Source organism: Cedecea neteri NBRC 105707 = ATCC 33855, assembly GCF_001571265.1.
GTDB classification, from domain to species: Bacteria; Pseudomonadota; Gammaproteobacteria; order Enterobacterales; family Enterobacteriaceae; genus Cedecea; species Cedecea neteri.
The window spans coordinates 86,742-107,979 of sequence record NZ_BCTL01000007.1 but is presented as its reverse complement, the minus strand read 5'-3'; the positions used below and the strand labels follow the sequence as shown (position 1 = coordinate 107,979).

The window sequence follows — 21,238 nt, the reverse complement described above, 5'->3', positions numbered from 1 at the left end:
TTTGATTTTGTCAGACCTTAGCTTAGACGGCCATGGCACTGTTTGTATTTTTTACCGGAACCGCATGGGCAAGGATCGTTCCTCCCCACTTTACGATCGCCAGTTTCTGCTGCCAGCGACTGTGCGGCCTGAGTTTCATCATCCACATGGCTAAGCTGCTGCATACGTGCCAGACGCTCGGCTTCTTCACGACGCTGCTGCTCCATCGCTTCGACTTCTTCCGGCATACGCACCTGAACTTTGCTCAGAGTGCTGATCACTTCATATTTCAGTGATTCCAGCATCGCGGCAAACATGGAGAAGGATTCGCGCTTATATTCCTGCTTCGGATCTTTCTGCGCATAACCACGCAGGTGGATGCCCTGACGCAGGTAGTCCATTGCCGCCAGGTGCTCTTTCCACAGGGAATCCAACGTTTGCAACATCACGCCTTTTTCGAAGTGGCGCATCATTTCAGCCCCGACAACTTCTTCTTTGCGCTGATAAAGCTCAATTGCCGTCTGCAGAATACGTTCACGCAGCGTTTCTTCGTGCAGCTCTGGCTCTTTATCCAGCCATTCTTTGATTGGCATCTCGAGATCAAAGTCGTTTTTCAGGCGTTCTTCCAGACCTTCTACGTCCCACATTTCTTCCAGAGACTGAGGCGGAATATGCGCATCGATAGTGACTTTGAAGACGTCTTCACGAATGCTGGCGATGGTTTCGCTCACGTCGCTAACGTCGAGCAACTCATTACGCTGGGTGTAGATTGCACGACGCTGATCGTTCGCAACGTCATCGTATTCCAGCAGCTGTTTACGAATATCAAAGTTACGGCTTTCGACTTTACGCTGTGCGTTGGCAATAGCCTTGGTCACCCACGGGTGTTCGATAGCTTCACCCGGCTTCATGCCCAGCTTACGCATCATGTTGGACACGCGATCTGAAGCGAAGATACGCATCAGGGCATCTTCCATCGACAGGTAGAAACGGGAAGAACCGGCATCGCCCTGGCGACCAGAACGGCCACGCAGCTGGTTATCGATACGGCGAGATTCATGACGCTCGGTACCGATAATATGCAGACCACCAGAAGCCAGTACTGCATCGTGGCGAACCTTCCAGTCCGCTTTAATTTGGGCAATTTGTTCTGGCGTTGGATCATCCAGTTCGGCAATCTCTTCCTGCCAGCTGCCACCCAGCACGATATCCGTACCACGACCTGCCATATTAGTGGCGATGGTTACCGCTGCAGGATAGCCCGCCTGAGCAACAATACCCGCTTCGTTAGCGTGGAACTTAGCGTTCAGTACGTTGTGCTTAATACCGGCTTTGGTCAGCTCATGAGAAACCACTTCAGATTTCTCGATGGAGATGGTCCCCACCAGCACAGGCTGGCCATTCGCGGTACGCTCTTTAATGTCTTCGATAATAGCGCCAATTTTATCCAACTCGGTCATGTAGACCAGATCCGGCATATCTTTACGGATCATTGGGCGGTTGGTCGGTACAACGATGGTGTCGAGCTTATAAATGGAGCTAAATTCAAACGCTTCGGTATCTGCAGTACCGGTCATCCCCGCCAGCTTCTCGTAAAGACGGAAGTAGTTCTGGAAGGTGATAGACGCCAGCGTCTGGTTTTCATTCTGAATATCGACGCCTTCTTTCGCTTCAACGGCCTGGTGAAGACCATCTGACCAACGACGTCCCTGCATGGTACGGCCAGTGTGTTCGTCAACGATGATAACTTCGCCATCTTTAACAATGTAGTCAACGTCACGGGTGAACAGCGCGTGAGCACGCAGCGCCGCCGTTACGTGGTGCATCAACATGATGTTGGCAGGAGAGTACAGCGACTCGCCTTCTTCCATCATGCCTTCTTGCACCAAAAGCTCTTCAATCAGCACCAGACCGCGTTCGGTCAGGTTAACCTGGCGAGATTTTTCATCCACGGAGAAGTGGCCTTCACCCTGGAAGGTGTCGGAGTCTTCTTTTTCCTGGCGCAGCAGGTGCGGAATGATTTTGTTCACGCGTTTGTACAGTTCAGAGCTGTCTTCGGCCGGGCCGGAGATGATCAGCGGCGTACGCGCTTCATCGATCAGAATGGAGTCAACTTCATCCACCAGCGCATAGTGAAGCTTACGCTGCACGCGTTCTTCAGGGCTAAAAGCCATGTTGTCACGGAGGTAATCGAAACCGTATTCGTTGTTGGTGCCGTAGGTGATGTCCGCGGCGTAAGCTTCACGCTTAGCCGGAGCTGGCATGCCTGGCAGGTTGATACCTACGCTCAGGCCCAGATATTCAAACAGAGGGCGGTTGTTTTCGGCGTCACGCTGGGCCAGATAGTCGTTCACGGTAACAACGTGAACACCTTTGCCACTCAGTGCGTTCAGGTAAGCTGGCAGCGTTGCGGTCAGGGTTTTACCTTCACCAGTACGCATTTCCGCGATGCAGCGATCGTTCAGGACCATGCCGCCCAGCAGCTGTACGTCGAAATGACGCATGCCGAAGACGCGCTTACTTGCTTCACGAACAACGGCGAAAGCTTCCGGAATCAGATTTTCCAGCACTTCACCTTTTTCAAGGCGCGCGCGGAACTCACCGGTTTTAGCCTTCAGCTCATCGTCAGTGAGCTTTTCCATTTGCGGTTCCATGCTGTTAATCACGGAAACAACTTTGCGCATACGGCGCAGGGTACGATCGTTACGACTACCGAAAACTTTAGTTAATAATTTGATTAGCATAATAAATTCTCAAACGCCTGCCGTCAGTGCGGTCAATAAATTGTTGTTAGTTCGGAAGATGAATTAGCTGAGGCGAAGCGGGCCTGCTCGGATGCCCTGTACCTGACGGATCCACACCACGGTACAGAAAACGTCTCCCGCAGGAGATGCCCTAAACGCAGTCTGGCGCACAATAACGGGAGGTTTACTTTCCTGCGTTAACAGCGCGCTAAGCGTGTCCAACAGGGCAAGGTGCTGTGCCTGAAGAGGTACGTTTTCCTGTGCTACAGGCAAAGCCTGAGGTGCCATAGCAAAAGAAAGATGGCGGATAACGGTGCGGATTGCATGCTGGTGCCAATAGTCCACACTAAAGGAAGGACGGCGGGTGCTTTCTTGCAGCTGAACAAGGCTATCGAAACGCAGCTGACGCACCGAATCGTGACGGCTGGCGGAAGCTTCAGCGGGAACGCCGGTTTCTGTGTTACCGTTGAGCGCAGGCATGCCAAAACTCGCCGCGACCATCCCCAACAGGAGATGCGGCCAGAAATAACGTCTGCCAAATTGTCGCCAACGATTTAGAATACCAATCACTTTTTCCGCCGGAGCTTAATGTATGCGCGACAGTCGCCCGCAATCTTTAGAAAATCTGTTCGACGATGCCGGCCAGGAAAGCATGCTGCAGAACGTTCAGCAACGCGCCGTCGCTCTGCTACGTCTTAACCGGGCAGTGAAAGGCATTTTGCCTGCTCCACTGCATCCCTGGTGCCGGGTGGCCAACTTCCGTCAGGGCATTCTCGTCCTTGAAACCGCAAATGCCAGCTGGCTGATGCGCTTACGCTATGAACAAGCCACGCTGCTGAGTGCATTACGCGCCCAAATCTTACCATCATTGACATCAATCGACATCAGGATTAATCCCTCGCTGGCGGTAAAAGGGCAGGAAATTGTTCAAGAAAACACCACTCAGACGGGGACCGAGAAATACGAAGTGAATCGCCAACTGAGTAAGCAGAGTGCGGAAGCGTTGAGAGAGGTGGCTAAACGTAGCCCGGAGAAATTAAGAGCAACAATAGAACGACTGGCTTCACTGGCCGGAGAGGGTACCAGCAAAACCAGTCGTAATCGCTAATTCAAGCGTTACGCCAGCACCAGGTTAGATGCTTTAAACGCCAGCGGAAGTTCGGCTTCGTCTTCGAAGGTCGCCCATTCCCAGGCTTCCTGCTTAGCCAAAACAGCCTGCAGCAGTTTGTTGTTCAGCGCGTGACCTGATTTATAGGCGGTAAATGCGCCGATAATGTTATGGCCACACATGAACAGATCGCCGATCGCATCCAGCATTTTGTGACGAACGAATTCATCTTCAAAACGCAGGCCGTCTTCGTTCAATACGCGATAATCGTCAACAACGATGGCACAATCGAAGCTGCCGCCCAGGCACAGGCCGCGGGACTGCAGATATTCAATATCACGCATAAAACCGAAGGTACGTGCACGGCTAATCTGACGCATGAATGCTTCAGCAGAGAAGTTCATAGTGTAGCGCTGGGTGCTTGCGTCAATCGCCGGATGGTTAAAGTCGATGGTAAAATCCAACGAGAAACCATTAAACGGTGACATTTCAGCCCATTTATCGCCATCTTCCACGCGAACCGTCTCTTTCAGACGTATAAATTTCTTGGCCGAATTCAGTTCGTCGATCCCTGCATCAAGCAGCAGATAAACAAACGGCGCCGCACTGCCGTCCATGATAGGGATTTCTGGCGCATCGACTTCAACAATAATGTTGTCGATACCCAGTCCTGCCAGGGCAGCGTTGAGGTGCTCTACGGTAGAAATCCGTACATCATGCTCGTTTACCAGACAAGTACAGAGCATGGTATCCCGCACGGATTTGGCATCAGCCGGAAAATCTACCGGAGGATTCAAGTCGGTGCGACGATAGATGACCCCGGTATTTGCCGGCGCAGGGCGCAGCGTCAGCGTGACTTTCTTGCCGGTATGCAAACCGACGCCAGTCGCCTGAACGATACGTTTAAGTGTCCTTTGTTTGATCATCGTATAATCCCGCCAAATTACTAAGCTAGCCGAGAGTGTATATCACTAACGGCAGGCCAGTTTAGCACAAAGAGCGAATATTCCCAACTTCCGGTTTATTCTTAATCAGCTTGCTTACGCAGGAACGCTGGAATATCCAGATAATCAGGCTCTTTCGCCGTCTGCGGTGTATTGTCGTTAACCACTTTAGCAGCCGGCTTTTGCTCTTGCGTCAGCGGAGCCATACCGTGCTGCTGGTAGCGATCCATCACCGGCTGCTGTACCTGCTTGTTAGTCACCAGGGTAATCTCAGGACGTTTGTCCATGCCGATACCGGTAGCAACAACGGTTACGCGCAGCTCGTCGTTCATCTCTGGGTCCAGAGAAGTACCGATAACTACGGTTGCATTGTCGGACGCGAACGCACGAATGGTGTTACCCACGGTTTCGAACTCATCCAGGCGCAGGTCGAAGCCAGCGGTGATGTTAACCAGCACGCCACGAGCGCCAGACAGGTCAATGTCTTCCAGCAGTGGGCTGGAGATAGCCATTTCTGCAGCTTCTTCCGCGCGGTCTTCGCCGCTGGCAACGCCAGAGCCCATCATCGCGTAGCCCATTTCGGACATCACGGTACGTACGTCCGCGAAGTCAACGTTCATCAGGCCCGGACGAGTGATCAGTTCGGCGATACCCTGCACCGCGCCTTTCAGTACGTCGTTTGCCGCACCAAATGCGTCAAGCAGAGAAATCCCACGACCCAGCACTTTCAGCAGCTTGTCGTTCGGAATAGTGATAAGGGAGTCAACGTGCTTGGACAGCTCAGCGATACCCTGCTCAGCGAATGCCATACGCTTCTTACCTTCGAAGTTGAAAGGCTTAGTCACAACGGCAACGGTCAGGATACCCAAATCTTTAGCCACTTCAGCAACAACAGGTGCAGCGCCAGTACCGGTACCACCGCCCATACCTGCGGCGATAAACACCATGTCTGCCCCATCCAGCGCAGCGCGTAAAGCTTCACGGTCTTCTTCCGCAGCATTACGACCCACTTCTGGATTTGCGCCTGCGCCCAGACCTTTAGTGATCCCATTACCAATCTGGATCGTCTGGCCAACTGCCGTTTTACGCAGCGCCTGAGCGTCAGTATTAACCGCAAAGAATTCAACGCCTTCGATGCGCTCACGCACCATGTGTTCAACGGCATTACCGCCGCCGCCACCGACGCCGATGACTTTAATCACCGCGTCGTTGGTCAGTTCCATAGGTTCAAACATAGTTTCTCTCCGTTTTGTGCCTGTCGCCTGAGACCGCTAATTGTCTCCGGTCTCTTATAAAAATTAAAATTCTTTTCTCAGCCAGCTGTTCAGTCGCTTAAACCATGAGCCAACAGAGGTCCTTTTTTCCACTTCTGCTTCACCACTGAGATGAGACTCTTTCCCGTAGTGCAGCAACCCTACTGCGGTCGAGTAATACGACTCCTGGGCATAATCAGTAAGGCCAGTAATATTCAACGGCTGGCCGATACGCACCTGCGTATGGAATACACGCTGAGCACAGGCTGCCAGGCCTTCAATTTGTGCCGCGCCGCCGGTTAACACAATCCCCGCCGCCAGGTGATGTTTAACACCCTGCTGGCGAAGCTGTTCCTGTAACTGCAAAATCTCTTCGTTGACCAGGTTGAGCAGCTCTGTGTAGCGGGGCTCAATCACTTCGGCCAGCGTCTGACGCTGAAGGCTGCGCGGCGGACGTCCACCAACGCTCGGGACTTCGACGTTCTCGTCTTTCCCGACAATAGACCCCAGAGCACAACCATGACGCACTTTAATCGCTTCCGCGTCGCTCGGTGGCGTACCGAAGGCGTAGGCGATATCGCTGGTCACCACGTTCCCCGCATAGGGGATAACTTTGGTATGACGCAAAGCACCGCCGGTATAGACAGCCATATCCATGGTACCACCGCCGATGTCCACAACACAGACACCCAGCTCGCGCTCATCTTCGGTCAGTACCGCATAGCTTGCGGCCAGACCGGCAAAAATTAATTGGTCAACTTTCAAACCACAACGTTCAACTGCTTTAACGATGTTTTTCGCCATATCGTTATGGCAGGTAATCAAATGCACTTTCGCCTGCATACGGACACCGGACAGGCCTACCGGATTTTTGATCCCTTCCTGGTAATCAATAGCGTATTCCTGTGGAATCACATGCAGAACGCGGTGCTCATCACGAACACGCACTGATTTTGCCGTATGCACCACATTTTCAACATCTTCCTGCGTCACTTCCTCTTCCGAAATCGGCACCATGCCTATCTCGTTTTGGCAGCTGATATGCTTGCCGGACAGCGCCAGGTAAACTGAAGATATCTGGCAGTCTGCCATCAATTCAGCCTGGTCAATCGCCCGTTGAACACATTTAACCACCGACTCGAGGTCGTTTACTCCGCCTTTGTCCATACCACGCGAAGGGCAACTGCCCACGCCAATAATATTGACCATACCGTCGGGCAGAACTTCCCCTACTAAAGCGGCAACCTTCGCGGTGCCAATCTCCAGTCCAACTACCAGTTTTCTGTCCGTCGCCTTGATCATTGTTGTTCTGCCTGTGCCTGATTCTGTTGCTGATTCGGATTAGGTACCGGAGGAGGAAGAGCCTCCCAACCTACCGCGGCGCCTGAATCGTATCGCAGGTCGACATAACTGATCCGTTTGTTATCAGCCTGCGCCTGCTGCTGCAGAACCGGGTACAGTTCTACAAAACGATCCAGACGTTTCATCGTATCGCCCCGACCAAGGTTGAGCTTAATGCCGTTATTCAGCGTCAACTGCCAGGAGCGACGAGCGGTCATAGCCGCTTGTTTCAACGTAAACTTATCCTTCGCCAGCACCACACCCATGTCACGGTAACCTTGCAGAACTTCGTTTTCGCTGCCTTCCGGACCGGAAAGCAGCGGCAAGTTCTGCTTGCTGGTGCGCTCTGCTGGTACGCTGAAGGAATTTCCCTCCGCGTCAACCATATGCTGGTCATTCCAACGTGCTATCGGCACATATTCAACCAGATGAATCTTCAATTCGTCCGGCCACTGCTTTCTAACGCTTGCCTGCTTGATCCAGGGCAAGCGTTCTATCTGCTGTTGGATGATATTCACATCCTGGGTCATAAAAGTACCCGGAGGCCCCAGGGCCAGAATAGACTGGCGTATATCATCATTACGTGTGTAGTGCCGCTCCCCGGTCACCACCAGCCTGGAGAGTGGCAAACGCTGGGCATCTTCCATCCAGCCCACCACTATCCAGCCGCCGATAAACACGCTCAACAGTACCGCACACAGGAAAATCATCCCTGCCAGACGGGACCCGTTGCTGCGCCGAGAGCTGGCATTTTCCTCGGCACGATTACGCGCGTTCAGTGCAGCCTGCGACATATCAGTCCGCCAGTTCCAAAATACGTACAACTAATTGTGAGAAGCTCATCCCCGCCTCGCGAGCCGCCATTGGCACCAGGCTATGGCTGGTCATCCCTGGAGAAGTATTCACTTCTAACAGGTAAAATTGCCCGTCGCTATCCAGCATCACATCTACACGGCCCCAGCCGCTGCAGCCAAGAACCTGCCACGCCTGCAGAACTAATGCCTGTAATTCCTGCTCTCTTTGTTCAATTAATCCACCAGGGCAGAAATATTGAGTTTCATCAGAGAGATACTTCGCTTCATAATCATAGAAGGTTCCAGCGGGTTGGATGCGAATAGACGGTAAAATTTCATCGCCTAAAATCGCAACCGTATACTCCGGGCCGCTCAACCACTTTTCAATCAGCACTTCTTCATCATGTTCAAAGGCAAGCTCAAGCGCCGCTGGCAGTGCCTCTACGTTGTCTACCTTCGACATACCGACGCTGGAACCTTCCCGGCTCGGCTTGACGATAACCGGCAACCCCAACGCAGTAACACGCTCAACCAACGCGCTGCTCAGGCTCGCAGCAATATCCTGGCGATTAACGGCAACCCACGGTGCCACAGGTAAACCAGCGCCCTGCCACAGCAGTTTGCTGCGCAGCTTATCCATCGTTATCGCCGAAGCCATCACGCCACTGCCGGTATATGGCAGTTCCAGAAACTCCAGTAGCCCCTGCAGAGTGCCGTCTTCACCACCGCGACCGTGCAGCGCGATAAAAATTTTGTCAAAGCCCTGAGCCTTCAGCTCGAGCACCGACTGGCTTTGCGGGTCGAACGCGTGAGCATCAATGCCTGCTTCTTTTAACCCGGCCAGCACCGCGCTGCCGGATTGCAGGGAAACCTCACGCTCAGCGGAGGTGCCCCCCAGAAGAACGGCGATCTTATCAGCCATGACGCCCTTCCTCTTTAGTTTGAGGCTGCAACTTGATTTCAGCCAGGTTTCGGGCGATTTTGCCGATATTCCCGGCACCTTGAACGAGAATCAAATCATTTCCCGTCAAAACAGGCGCCAAAATTTCCGCCACTTCCGCGTGATCGGAAACCAAAATGGGGTCAACTTTGCCACGGCCACGAATGGTGCGGCACAAAGAACGGCTATCAGCTCCTGGAATAGGTGCCTCACCTGCAGGATAGACTTCCAGCATTACCAGGGAGTCAACCTGGGACAGAACCCCAGCAAAGTCATCATACAAATCACGCGTACGCGTATAGCGGTGTGGCTGGAAAATCATCACCAGATTTTTGTCCGGCCAGCCGGCACGCGCGGCCTTAATCGTGGCATCCACTTCCGTTGGGTGGTGGCCATAATCGTCCACAAGCATCGCGGTGCCCGCTTTGCCATTAACCGGAGCCAGAGGATATTCGCCCAGGAAATCGAAACGACGCCCTGTGCCCTGGAAACTTTCGAGCGCCCGCAAAATGGCGTCGTCTTCGATACCCTCTTCCGTCGCGACGGCAACCGCGGCAGCCGCATTCAGCGCGTTATGGCGGCCCGGAGCATTCAGCACTACATGCATCTCAGGCTTGTCCTGGCGCACAATGGTGAAAAAGCCCTGAGCGCCCTTCTGCTGATAATTTTCAACGCGTACATCCGCGTCGTCGCTAAAGCCATATGTGGTGATTTGACGACCCACACGAGGCAAAAGCTCACGAATCACCGGATCGTCAACGCACATCACCGCACGTCCATAAAACGGCAAGTTGTGCAGAAAATTAATAAACGTCTGCTTTAAATTTTCGAAGTCGCCCTGGTAAGTATCCATATGATCGGCTTCGATATTGGTCACAATTGAGACCATCGGCTGCAGATGCAGGAACGATGCATCGCTTTCATCAGCCTCGGCAATCAGGTAACGACTGTTGCCCAAACGCGCATGCACCCCAGCTGCTTTAACCAGACCGCCATTGACAAACGTAGGATCGAGGCCCGCTTCGGCGTATATGCTGGACACCATCGCCGTTGTCGTGGTTTTGCCGTGCGTACCCGCAATCGCAATGCCGTGACGGAAACGCATCAGTTCCGCCAGCATTTCGGCTCGGCGGATTACCGGAATACGCGCTTCATGGGCAGCGACAATTTCCGGGTTATCCGCAGAAATCGCTGTAGAAACAACAACCACGCTTGCATCACGCACGTTTTCAGGACGATGGTTGAAATAAATCGTGGCACCCAGTGCCGACAACTGTTGCGTGACCGGGTTCGGCGCCAGATCGGAACCGCTGATCTGGTAACCTTCGTTAGCCAATACTTCAGCAATACCGCCCATACCGGCGCCGCCGATGCCAACAAAGTGAATGTGCCGGACGCGACGCATCTCGGGCACGATTGAACGCAGTTTCGCCAGTTGTTGTGTATTCATTCTCTAAACCTGCAAGCGGCATGCCGCCATTACATCAAATTTACGGGGGGCAATTTGCCTCCCACAAGTATTACGCGCGCGCTGCGGCGCTGACTTCATTTGCTACACGTTCAGTTGCATCAGGGATGGAAGCAGCACGCGCCCGCTCGGCCATTGCCAGCAGCGTTGCTCTGTCCCACCCGGCCAAGGTACGGGTAACGGCATCCACGGTGAACTGCGGTTGCTCCAGTATTTTTGCGGCACCAGCCTGCTCCAGCGGCAACGCATTCCAGTACTGCTGCCGATCTTTGTGCTGGAACGGAACGAACAATGCAGGTAACCCTGCAGCCGCGATTTCACTCACCGTTAACGCCCCGGAGCGGCAAACTACAACGTCGGCCCATTCGTAGGCTGCGGCCATATCATCAATAAACTCGGTGACCTTATGCTGAGGCTGGCCGGCTTCAGCATAAGCCTGCTGCACGACTGCCTGACCGCCTTTTCCGGTTTGGTGCCAGACAGTCACTGCATCCCCCAAACGCCCAGCCACCTGCGGTATGATTTGGTTCAGCACGCGAGCCCCCTGAGAGCCTCCCACAACCAGCACGCGAACCGGGCCTTCTCTTCCGGCAAAACGCACCTGTGGCGACGGTAATGCAAGTACATCGGTCCGCACCGGGTTGCCAACAACGTCAGCTTTAGGGAATGCACCCGGGAAGGCTTGCATTACCTTGGTCGCGATCTTTGCCAGCCATTTATTCGTCAGCCCGGCAATGCCATTCTGTTCATGCAAGACAACGGGAATGCCAAGAGACCACGCAGCCAGACCACCCGGCCCGGAAACATAGCCGCCCATGCCCAGCACAACATCAGGTTTCCATGCCTTCATGATGGCGCGAGCCTGGCGCCATGCGTTGAAAATACGCACCGGGGCCATCAACAGGGCTTTTACGCCCTTGCCACGAAGGCCGGAAATACGAATGAAGTCGATCTCAATCCCGTTTTTCGGGACCAGATCGGCTTCCATACGGTCCGCAGTACCAAGCCAGCGAATATCCCATCCTTCAGCCTGAAGATGATGGGCTACGGCCAGCCCCGGGAAAACATGCCCGCCAGTGCCACCCGCCATCACCATCAATCGCTTCGCTTTGCCCGTCATTTGGCACTCCGTGTAAACGCCTGTGCTTTAGCCAGGCGCGTTTCATAATCTATTCTCAACAGCAGCATGATCGCCGTAGACATGATCAGCAGGCTTGAACCGCCGTAACTGATAAGCGGCAGCGTCAGACCTTTAGTGGGTAACATCCCCGCCGCGGCACCTACGTTAACCAGTGCCTGGAAGCTAAACCAGATCCCGATAGAACATGCCAGGAAACCGGAGAAACGCTGATCCAATTCCAGCGCACGTTTGCCGATGGACATCGCGCGAAAAGCGACGAAGAATACCATCAAAAGTGCAAGCACCACACCGATATATCCCAGCTCCTCACCGATGATCGAGAAGATAAAGTCAGTGTGTGCTTCAGGCAGATATTCCAGCTTCTGAACCGAGTTCCCCAGCCCTTGCCCCCACAATTCACCGCGCCCGAAAGCCATCAGCGATTGCGTTAGCTGGTAGCCGCTGCCGAACGGATCTTCCCACGGGTTCCAGAACGAGGTTACGCGGCGAATACGATAAGGCTCGGCGAGGATCAGTAGAATAACCGCCGAAATCCCCATGCCGATGATCGCGATGAACTGCCATAGTTTTGCCCCAGCAAGGAACAGCATCGCCAGCGTGGTGACAAACAGCACAACTACGGTACCAAGGTCAGGCTGGGCCAGCAGCAGAACGGCCATCACCAAAATCACGCCCATTGGTTTCAGGAAGCCACGCAGGTTGTTTCGAACCTCATCAACCTTGCGCACAAGGTAGTTTGCGAGATAGCAGAACAGCGACAGCTTGGAGAATTCAGCGGGCTGAATACGCAGTGGACCGAAGGCAATCCAGCGCGATGCACCGTTAACCGAGCTGCCTACGACCAGTACAATCAGCAGCATCACTATAGAAGCCAGCAGCATCGCCGTACTGTGACGCTGCCAAAAATCCATCGGCAAACGCAGCGTCACCATCGCCAGCACAAACGCGACGATGATGTACAGCCCGTCGCGTTTTGCAAACAGGAACGGATCGTTGGCAAGACGCTGGCCCACCGGCATTGACGCCGAAGTCACCATAATAAAACCGATAGCTGCCAGGCCTAAGGTTAGCCAAAGCAGCGTGCGGTCATAAAGCACCATGCTATTGGCGTCAGCCTCACGGGAGCCCATTACCCACCCTTTTAACGCCGAAGCGACCCAGGCCAGGATGCCAAATCCTGGGATGCGGGGGACGCGAAGGCGAGGGAGAGATAAACGCATCAGCCTAGCTCCTTCGCTAATTGAGTAAACATGTCGCCGCGTTGTTCAAAGTTTTTAAACTGATCGAGACTGGCGCAGGCCGGAGAGAGCAGCACCATATCGCCAGATTCCACACGGCGCGCGGCAAGTTTCATTGCCTGCTCCATGGTTTCTGTCTGCTCGGCAATATCCGGGCGTAACTCGGCCAGTTCGGCGCCATCACGACCAAAGCAGTACAGGCGCACGCGGTCGCCCTTCAGGTAGCGAGCCAAAGGTGAGAAATCAGCGGACTTACCGTCTCCCCCCAGCAGCAGATGCAGCGTGCCTTCAACATGCAGGCCGTTCAACGCGGCTTCAGTACTGCCAACGTTGGTGGCTTTGGAGTCGTTAATCCAGCGAACGCCATTACGTTCCCAGGCCAGCTGGAAGCGATGAGCCAGGCCAGTGTAGGTGGTCAGTGCTTTCAGGCTGCTGGAGCGAGGAAGATTCACCGCATCCGCCAGCGCCAGCGCTGCCAGTGCGTTGCTGTAGTTATGTTGCCCAACCAGTTTCATTTCTTTGGTGTTGAGGATCTTCTCCCCTTTAACCCGCAGCCAGGTGTCACCCTGCTGACGATTAAGATGATAATCGCCGACGTCCACACCAAAGCTGATGCAGCGTTCGTCCGCGCCACGGACCGGCATCGTCAGCGCGTCATCTGCGTTAACCACGCAAACTTTGGCATTTTCATAGATGCTCAGCTTTGCCGCACGGTATTGCTGCATCCCGAACGGATAGCGATCCATATGATCTTCCGTCACGTTCAGGACGGTCGCCGCCGCAGCCTTCAGGCTATGGGTGGTTTCCAGCTGGAAACTGGAGAGCTCCAGAACATAGAGCTCACAGCCTTTGTTCAGAAGCATCAGCGCCGGCAGGCCAATATTTCCGCCTACGCCTGCGTTCACACCGGCCGCTTTCGCCATCTCCCCCACCAGGGCGGTCACGGTACTTTTACCGTTGGAGCCGGTAATAGCGACAATCGGCGCCTGGGCTTCACGACAAAACAGTTCGATATCACCGATGATCTCGACCCCAGCATCCGCCGCGGCGCTCAATGCCGGAGTAGCAAGCGCCACCCCAGGGCTGGCAATAATCAAATCCGCCGCCAGTAACCAGTCTTCATTCAGCGAACCGATATGGCGATCAACGTTCTCAGGCAATTTATCAAGACCAGGAGGGGAGATGCGGGAGTCCATTACGCGTGGCGTAACGCCGCGCGCAAGGAAGAAATCCACGCAGGACAGGCCCGTAAGGCCCAGTCCGATGATAACAACGTTTTTACCCTGGTAATCTGCCATGTTTAGCGAACCTTCAGCGTAGCCAGGCCAATCAGCACCAGCATCAGCGAAATAATCCAGAAGCGCACAATCACGCGCGGCTCCGGCCAGCCTTTCAATTCATAGTGATGGTGAATGGGTGCCATACGGAAGATACGCTGCCCGCGGAGCTTGAATGAGCCCACCTGCAGGATCACCGATAACGTTTCAACGACGAACACGCCGCCCATAATCACCAGCAGGAATTCCTGACGCAGCAGTACCGCGATAGTCCCCAGCGCCCCGCCGAGAGCCAGAGAACCCACGTCCCCCATGAAGACCTGAGCCGGATAAGTGTTGAACCACAAGAAACCTAAGCCAGCACCGACAATGGCCGTACAGACGATAACCAGTTCACCCGCGTGGCGCAGGTAAGGAATGTGCAGATAGCCCGCGAAGTTCATGTTACCCGTCGCCCACGCGACCAGTGCAAAACCAGCGGCAACGAACACGGTCGGCATAATCGCCAGGCCATCGAGACCATCAGTGAGGTTTACCGCATTACCGGTACCGACAATGACGAAGTAGGCAAGCAGTACGTAGAACAGGCCAAGCTGCGGCATCACGTCCTTGAAGAACGGTACCACCAGCTCGGTTGCAGGCGTCCCTTTGCCAGCTGCATACATGGTGAAAGCAACCACCAGTGCAATCACCGACATCCAGAAGTATTTCCAGCGCGCAATCAGCCCTTTAGTGTCCTTACGAACCACTTTGCGGTAGTCATCGACAAAGCCAACAATCCCAAAGCCTATCAGGACAAACAGCACGCACCAGACGTAAGGGTTGGAGGGATAAGCCCACATCAGTACGGACACCACAATGGCGGTCAGGATCATGATCCCGCCCATGGTTGGCGTCCCTTTCTTGCTAAAGTGCGACTCAGGGCCATCGTTACGCACAACTTGCCCGAAGGAGAGTTGCTGTAAACGCGCGATCATCCGCGGCCCCATCCACAGGGAGATAAACAGAGCGGTCAGCAGGCTGACGATGGCGCGAAACGTCAGATAGGAAAAGACGTTAAAGCCGGAATAATATTTGACCAAATGCTCGGCCAGCCAAACTAGCATGCTTGTTTCTCCTGTAATGCGCGAACCACCTCTTCCATGGCCGCACTACGTGAACCTTTCACCAAAATGGTTAAAATTGAGTGTTCCGCGATAAGCGCCTTCAAACGCGCCACCACGGCTTGTTTATCGGTAAAATGTTCACCAACTTCTGATGCGTCACTGAGCGTCTTGCTTAATGAGCCGACGCTCAAAACACGGTCAATACCTGCGGCTTTTGCTGCTTCGCCAACCTGACGATGACAAGCTTCAGCTTCCTCACCGAGTTCACCCATATCGCCAACCACCATCACGCGGTAACCCGGCATTTCTGACAACACCTGTGCTGCCGCGGTCATTGAACCCACGTTAGCGTTGTAGCTGTCATCCAGCAGCAGCTGATTTTCTGCCAGCTGAATAGGGAACAGGCGGCCTGGTACGGCTTTAAGCTCAGCGAGGCCAGCTTTCACCGCATCCAGCGTCGCGCCAACGGCCATTGCCAGTGCAGTAGCCGCCAGCGAGTTAGCAATATTGTGGCGACCCGGCAGCGGCAGAACGACATCGACATTGCCCTGCGGCGTATGCAGCGTAAATTCAGTGCCGTGGGAGGTAATATGGATATTCGTCGCCGTGAAATCACTTCCGGACGCATTCGGTGAGAAGCGCCAGGTTTTGCGATCGCCAATGATCGCCTGCCAGTTAAGCCAGTCGTTATTATCGGCGTTAAGGATCGCCGTGCCGTTTGCCGCCAGGCCGGTAAAGATCTCGCCTTTAGCTTTCGCCACGCCGGCCAGAGAACCAAAGCCTTCAAGGTGCGCAGCAGCCAGGTTGTTTACCAGAGCCGCTTCCGGACGGGTTAAACCCACGGTCCAGGCGATTTCACCCTGGTGGTTTGCCCCCAGCTCAATAACGGCATAATCATATTCCGGCGTCAGGCGCAGCAACGTCATCGGCACGCCAATATCGTTATTCAGATTGCCGGAGGTATAAAGCGTATTGCCACACTGACGTAGAATAGATGCCGTCATTTCCTTCACGGAGGTTTTGCCGGAAGAACCGGTTAACGCGACAACGCGAGTAGGCACCTGCTGGCGAACCCACGCGCCTAGCTCGCCAAAAGCAAGACGAGTATCAGCCACAACCAGCTGTGGCATATTAATATCCAGCTTGCGGTTAACCAACAGCGCACCCGCCCCGCCCTGCACCGCATCAGCGGCAAAGTCATGGGCGTCAAAACGTTCGCCTTTCAGCGCGACAAACAGGCAACCAGCCGTCAGCTTACGGGTATCCGTGGTGACATCGATAATGTCCGCATCTTCGCCATGTAGCTGTCCATTGAGAATGGACGCCAGTTGCTTCAGAGAAACGCGAATCATGCCACCACCCCCAACAGACGCGCCGCTGTTACACGGTCGGAGTAATCCAGACGACGGTTACCGACAATCTGATAGTCCTCGTGGCCTTTACCTGCCAGCAGCACCACGTCATTTTCTTTGGCCTGCATAATCGCGTTGGTCACCGCTTCTGCGCGCCCCAGCACTACGTGTGCACGCCCGGCGTCCAGCATGCCGGTCAGGATATCGTCGACGATTGACTTCGGTTCTTCGGTGCGTGGGTTGTCATCGGTCACCACCACCACATCGGCGTATTGCTCAGCAATACCGCCCATGATTGGCCGCTTACCTTTATCACGATCGCCGCCGCAGCCAAACACGCACCAAAGTTTGCCGGAGCAATGCAGGCGAGCTGCCTGCAGGGCTTTTTCCAACGCATCCGGCGTGTGGGCATAATCCACAACTACAGTAGGTTTGCCAGCAGTGTTGAACACTTCCATTCGCCCACAAACAGGCTGCAGCCGTGAACCAGTTTCAATTAATGCCTCGAACGGATAACCCAGCGCCAGCAGCGTTGCCAGAGCCAGCAGCAGGTTGCTAACGTTAAACGCGCCCATCAGGCGGCTTTCAATTTCGCCTTTACCCCACGATGAGCTGAAGCGGATAGTCGCCCCGCCGTCGTGATAAATCACTTCGTCAGCTTTCAACCAGCGGCCATGAGCACCCGGCTCAAGGTTATTTTCCATAGTGACCGCAACGGCATCCGGCAGGCGAGCGAGCCAGCGGTGGCCCACTTCGTCATCGGCGTTAATGATCGCCTGGCCGTAGTCATGCTCGGAGAACAGCAGCCATTTAGCGGCTTCGTAATTCGCCATATCACCATGATAATCAAGGTGATCACGGCTTAGATTAGTAAACACGGACGCAGCAAACTTCAGCGCTGCAACGCGATGCTGAACCAGGCCATGGGATGAAACTTCCATGGCGCCAAAGGTTGCGCCTTGAGCCTTCAGGCTCGCCAATACGTGCTGAACGTCTACCGCAGAGCCCGTAGTATTTTCTGTCGGCACAACCTGCCCGAGCAGGCCGTTACCCACGGTACCCATCACGGCGCTGATTTCACCCAGCAATTGCGCCCACTGCGCCAACAGCTGCGTGGTTGTCGTTTTTCCGTTAGTCCCCGTAACGCCGACCAGGCGTAAAGCTTCAGAAGGCTGATGATAGAAACGACCAGCCAGCGCAGACAGCCGCTGATGCAGCTGGCTCAGGTAAATTACCGGCACGCCGTGCATCTCGCGAACTTCACCATCCGCAGCTTCGCCGTCCGCTTCTGCGATCACGGCAGCCACACCCTGTGCTATCGCCTGCGGGATATAACGACGCCCGTCCGCCTGATGACCAACCACGGCCACAAAAAGATCGCCCGCAGCCGCCACGCGGCTATCGAGTGTCATCTCTCGCAGCGCTCTCGCAGGGAGTCCAGCTACCCACGGAGCAAGAAGGTCGCTCAAATTACGATCTGCCACCTGATGCCTCTTTCTGATTAATTACAAATTCGCTTTTTTCACCGGTTGCCAGCGCATCCGGCTCTATGTTCATGGTGCGCAATACGCCGCCCATGATTGCACCGAACACAGGTGCAGAGATGGCACCGCCGTAATATTTACCGGCTTGCGGATCGTTAATCACCACCACCAGAGCAAAACGAGGATTGCTGGCTGGCGCAACGCCTGCGGTGTAAGCAATGTATTTGTTGATGTATTTGCCGTCCGGCCCAACTTTTTTCGCGGTACCGGTTTTGATAGCGATACGGTAGCCCTTGATGGCCGCTTTCACGCCGCCGCCGCCGGGCAGCGCCACGCTTTCCATCATGTGAAGCACCGTACGAACGGTTGAGTCGGCAAAGATACGCTCGCCGGGAACCGGCGGGTCAACTTTGGTTATCGACAGCGGCCGGTAGACGCCATAGCTGCCGATGGTTGCGTAGACTCGCGCTAACTGTAACGGGGTTACCATTAGCCCGTAGCCGAAAGAGAAGGTGGCCCTCTCTATGTCAGACCACCGTTGTTTTTGAGGATATAAGCCACTGCGTTCCCCGACCAACCCCAAATTGGTCGCTTTTCCCAGTCCAAAACGTGAGTAAGTGTCTACTAACGCTGAGGAGGGCATCGCTAACGCCAGTTTAGATACACCGACGTTACTCGACTTCTGTAGTACCCCGGTAAGGGTCAATTCGTTGTAGCGACCCACATCTTTGATCTCATGACCATTGATGCGGAACGGCACGGTGTTAAGTACGGTATTTTCCTGAACCACACCACGCTGCAGCGCGGTCATCACCACCATTGGCTTAACGGTGGAACCCGGTTCAAAAATGTCGGTAATGGCACGGTTACGCATCACGTCTTTTGCCGTGCCGGTCAGGTTGTTCGGGTTATAGGACGGGCTGTTTGCCATCGCCAGAACCTCACCGGTGTTCACGTCGACTAAAACGGCGCTGCCAGATTCGGCTTTGTTAAAAGCAACGGCGTTATTCAGTTCGCGGTACACCAGCGCCTGCAGGCGTTCATCAATGCTCAAAGCCAGGTTGTGGGCGGCCTGGCTGTCAGTGGAGGAAATGTCTTCGATAACGCGCCCGAAGCGGTCTTTACGCACAATGCGCTCCCCGGGCTGACCGGTGAGCCATTTATCAAAGCTTTTTTCTACCCCCTCGATCCCTTCGCTATCGACGTTGGTAAAGCCGATGAGGTGAGCAGTCACTTCGCCTGAAGGATAGTAGCGGCGAGATTCTTGCCGCAGGTGAATCCCCGGGAGCTTAAGCTTTTTGATGTAGTCGCCAATATCTGGATTAACCTGACGAGCGAGATAAATAAACCGCCCATTTGGGTTGCTGTTCACGCGGGAAGCAAGCTGGTCGAGAGGAATTTTTAGCGCATCCGCCAGGGCCTTCCAGCGGTTATCCAGCGTCACACCGCCGGCATCGTGTAATTCTTTCGGATCGGCCCAAACCGCATTTACCGGCACGCTAACCGCCAGAGGGCGTCCCGCGCGGTCGCTTATCATCCCTCGGGAAGTAGACACTTCCTGTACGCGCAGTGAGCGCATGTCGCCCTGCCGCACCAGCATGTCCGGACTGATTATCTGCAGCCAGGCGACACGGCCCAGCAGGAAAGCCAGCGCCAACAGAATGCAACCGCAGAGCAACGCAAAACGCCAACTGATAAAGTTGGCCTGTTCTTCCTGACGTTTTGGTTTAAGCGTTTTTGCCGCTGCTCTCATCTGCCGCACGATTCCTTATTGCTGAACTACGATGTTTTCCTGCGAAGGATCGACATGCTGCAACTGCAGCTTTTCCGTCGCGATCCGTTCTACCCGGCTATGATCGCCGAGCGCATTTTCTTCAAGAATCAGGTTGCGCCATTCAATATCCAGCGCATCACGTTCGAGTACCATCTGCTCACGCTGCGCGGTAAGCAGACGGGTATGGTGCGCCGTCGTGACTACGGAAACCGCAGTCACAATAATGGCGACGAACAAGCAAAGTGCCAGTTTCCCGTGGCGCAGAAGATCGCCACCAATCACGGTAGGCAACGCATGTCGCTCGTTGCTACCGAGCTGCGTCACTCTACTGAGGGTTTCTGTCACCCGATTGATCATGCGTTAGTCCTCTCCGCAATACGCAAAACAGAACTACGAGCGCGCGGGTTTTCCGCGACTTCTTCTTCACCAGGCATCATTTTGCCGAGCGCTTTAAGCTGGCGACCGCCCAGCTTATTCAGCTGCATTTCCGTCATAGGTATTCCTGCCGGAACCTGTGGACCACGACTCTTTTCACGCATAAAGCGTTTAACAATGCGATCTTCCAGAGAATGGAAACTGATGATCGATAAACGACCGCCAACCGCCAATGCTTCCAACGAGCCGTTTAACGCTTTTTCAATTTCATCCAGCTCGCTGTTAATCCAGATACGGATGGCCTGGAATGTTCGGGTAGCCGGGTGCTTAAACTTATCTTTAACCGGCATAGCGGCAGAGACGACGGCCGCCAGCTCTTTGGTACGGGTCATCGGCTCTTCGCGGTTACGCTCAACGATGGCGCGTGCAATGCGCTTACCAAAGCGTTCTTCACCGAAGGTTTTAATAACCCAGGCAATATCGGCTTCTTCCGCCGTCATCAGCCATTGGGCAGCGGATTGACCTCGCGTTGGGTCCATACGCATATCCAGCGGCCCATCGCGCATAAACGAAAAACCGCGTTCTGCATCATCCAGTTGAGGAGAAGAGACGCCGAGATCCAGCAAAATGCCGTCTATCTTGCCGTCCAGTTCGCGCTCACGAACGTAATCTGCAAGCGCAGAGAATGGGCCATGAATGATGGAGAAGCGTGGGTCATCGATAGCGGCAGCCGCAGCGATCGCTTGCGGATCGCGGTCGATCGCCAGTAGCCGTCCTTGCTCACCAAGCTGGGACAGAATCAGGCGTGAGTGGCCACCGCGACCAAAAGTGCCATCAATGTAGATGCCGTCGGGACGAATATTCAGGCCGTTCACGGCCTCGTCCAGCAACACCGTAGTATGTTTAAAATTTTCCATCAT

At 54.4% G+C, this 21,238-nt stretch carries 18 protein-coding genes; 1 reads left to right on the top strand and 17 read right to left on the bottom strand.

Annotated elements, in window-relative coordinates:
* Positions 1 to 17: 17 nt before the first annotated feature.
* Together secA and secM are read right to left on the bottom strand one after the other, a co-directional pair.
* Positions 18 to 2,723 (bottom strand): preprotein translocase subunit SecA, encoded by a 2,706-nt coding sequence (secA, locus tag CNE01S_RS03925; protein WP_061273619.1) that lies wholly within the window; start codon positions 2,721 to 2,723, stop codon positions 18 to 20.
* 63 nt (positions 2,724 to 2,786) lie between these two features.
* Positions 2,787 to 3,293, bottom strand: a complete 507-nt coding sequence (gene secM / locus CNE01S_RS03920) for a secA translation cis-regulator SecM (RefSeq protein ID WP_072279095.1) — start codon at positions 3,291 to 3,293, stop codon at positions 2,787 to 2,789.
* A 22-nt stretch (positions 3,294 to 3,315) separates the two neighbouring features.
* On the opposite strand from secM, the gene CNE01S_RS03915 reads away from it, so the two are divergent.
* Positions 3,316 to 3,831 (top strand): DUF721 domain-containing protein, encoded by a 516-nt coding sequence (locus tag CNE01S_RS03915; protein ID WP_061273617.1) that lies wholly within the window; start codon positions 3,316 to 3,318, stop codon positions 3,829 to 3,831.
* An 8-nt stretch (positions 3,832 to 3,839) separates the two neighbouring features.
* Here the strand turns inward: CNE01S_RS03915 and lpxC are convergent, their stop codons facing one another.
* The 15 genes from lpxC to rsmH all read right to left on the bottom strand — a co-directional run bounded on the left by lpxC (position 3,840) and on the right by rsmH (position 21,238).
* The gene (gene lpxC, locus CNE01S_RS03910) at positions 3,840 to 4,757 is read right to left on the bottom strand and encodes a UDP-3-O-acyl-N-acetylglucosamine deacetylase (RefSeq protein ID WP_061273615.1); all 918 of its coding nucleotides are present in this window, start codon (positions 4,755 to 4,757) and stop codon (positions 3,840 to 3,842) included.
* Between the two features lie 101 nt (positions 4,758 to 4,858).
* Positions 4,859 to 6,010 (bottom strand): cell division protein FtsZ, encoded by a 1,152-nt coding sequence (gene ftsZ, locus CNE01S_RS03905; protein WP_008461800.1) that lies wholly within the window; start codon positions 6,008 to 6,010, stop codon positions 4,859 to 4,861.
* A gap of 63 nt (positions 6,011 to 6,073) precedes the next feature.
* Positions 6,074 to 7,330, bottom strand: coding sequence for a cell division protein FtsA (gene ftsA, locus CNE01S_RS03900; protein ID WP_008461798.1), 1,257 nt, complete (start codon positions 7,328 to 7,330; stop codon positions 6,074 to 6,076).
* Positions 7,327 to 8,163: a cell division protein FtsQ gene (gene ftsQ / locus CNE01S_RS03895; protein ID WP_061273613.1), complete on the bottom strand. Its 837-nt coding sequence runs from the start codon at positions 8,161 to 8,163 to the stop codon at positions 7,327 to 7,329. Before ftsQ ends, ftsA begins: the two co-directional genes overlap by 4 nt.
* A 1-nt stretch (position 8,164) precedes the next feature.
* On the bottom strand, positions 8,165 to 9,085 hold the full coding sequence (locus CNE01S_RS03890; protein WP_061273610.1) for a D-alanine--D-alanine ligase: 921 nt from the start codon (positions 9,083 to 9,085) through the stop codon (positions 8,165 to 8,167).
* Positions 9,078 to 10,553 (bottom strand): UDP-N-acetylmuramate--L-alanine ligase, encoded by a 1,476-nt coding sequence (gene murC / locus CNE01S_RS03885; protein WP_039300422.1) that lies wholly within the window; start codon positions 10,551 to 10,553, stop codon positions 9,078 to 9,080. Before murC ends, CNE01S_RS03890 begins: the two co-directional genes overlap by 8 nt.
* A gap of 70 nt (positions 10,554 to 10,623) precedes the next feature.
* On the bottom strand, positions 10,624 to 11,691 hold the full coding sequence (gene murG, locus CNE01S_RS03880) for an undecaprenyldiphospho-muramoylpentapeptide beta-N-acetylglucosaminyltransferase (protein ID WP_061273609.1): 1,068 nt from the start codon (positions 11,689 to 11,691) through the stop codon (positions 10,624 to 10,626).
* A complete protein-coding gene (gene ftsW / locus CNE01S_RS03875) occupies positions 11,688 to 12,932 on the bottom strand; it encodes a cell division protein FtsW (protein ID WP_039290282.1) in 1,245 nt (414 codons plus the stop codon). The genes murG and ftsW overlap by 4 nt, the downstream gene beginning before the upstream one ends.
* Positions 12,932 to 14,248 carry a UDP-N-acetylmuramoyl-L-alanine--D-glutamate ligase gene (gene murD / locus CNE01S_RS03870; RefSeq protein ID WP_061273608.1) on the bottom strand — a complete coding sequence of 439 codons (1,317 nt, stop codon included), beginning with the start codon at positions 14,246 to 14,248 and terminating at the stop codon, positions 12,932 to 12,934. The genes ftsW and murD overlap by 1 nt, the downstream gene beginning before the upstream one ends.
* Before the next feature lie 2 nt (positions 14,249 to 14,250).
* Positions 14,251 to 15,333, bottom strand: a complete 1,083-nt coding sequence (gene mraY / locus CNE01S_RS03865; protein ID WP_039290277.1) for a phospho-N-acetylmuramoyl-pentapeptide-transferase — start codon at positions 15,331 to 15,333, stop codon at positions 14,251 to 14,253.
* Positions 15,327 to 16,685 carry a UDP-N-acetylmuramoyl-tripeptide--D-alanyl-D-alanine ligase gene (gene murF / locus CNE01S_RS03860; protein ID WP_061273606.1) on the bottom strand — a complete coding sequence of 453 codons (1,359 nt, stop codon included), beginning with the start codon at positions 16,683 to 16,685 and terminating at the stop codon, positions 15,327 to 15,329. Before murF ends, mraY begins: the two co-directional genes overlap by 7 nt.
* Entirely contained in the window at positions 16,682 to 18,169 is a 1,488-nt protein-coding gene (murE, locus tag CNE01S_RS03855; protein WP_061273605.1) for a UDP-N-acetylmuramoyl-L-alanyl-D-glutamate--2,6-diaminopimelate ligase, read from the bottom strand. Before murE ends, murF begins: the two co-directional genes overlap by 4 nt.
* Positions 18,156 to 19,922 (bottom strand): peptidoglycan glycosyltransferase FtsI, encoded by a 1,767-nt coding sequence (locus CNE01S_RS03850; protein WP_061273603.1) that lies wholly within the window; start codon positions 19,920 to 19,922, stop codon positions 18,156 to 18,158. Before CNE01S_RS03850 ends, murE begins: the two co-directional genes overlap by 14 nt.
* Before the next feature lie 15 nt (positions 19,923 to 19,937).
* A complete protein-coding gene (gene ftsL / locus CNE01S_RS03845; RefSeq protein ID WP_061273602.1) occupies positions 19,938 to 20,300 on the bottom strand; it encodes a cell division protein FtsL in 363 nt (120 codons plus the stop codon).
* A complete protein-coding gene (rsmH, locus tag CNE01S_RS03840) occupies positions 20,297 to 21,238 on the bottom strand; it encodes a 16S rRNA (cytosine(1402)-N(4))-methyltransferase RsmH (RefSeq protein WP_061273600.1) in 942 nt (313 codons plus the stop codon). The genes ftsL and rsmH overlap by 4 nt, the downstream gene beginning before the upstream one ends.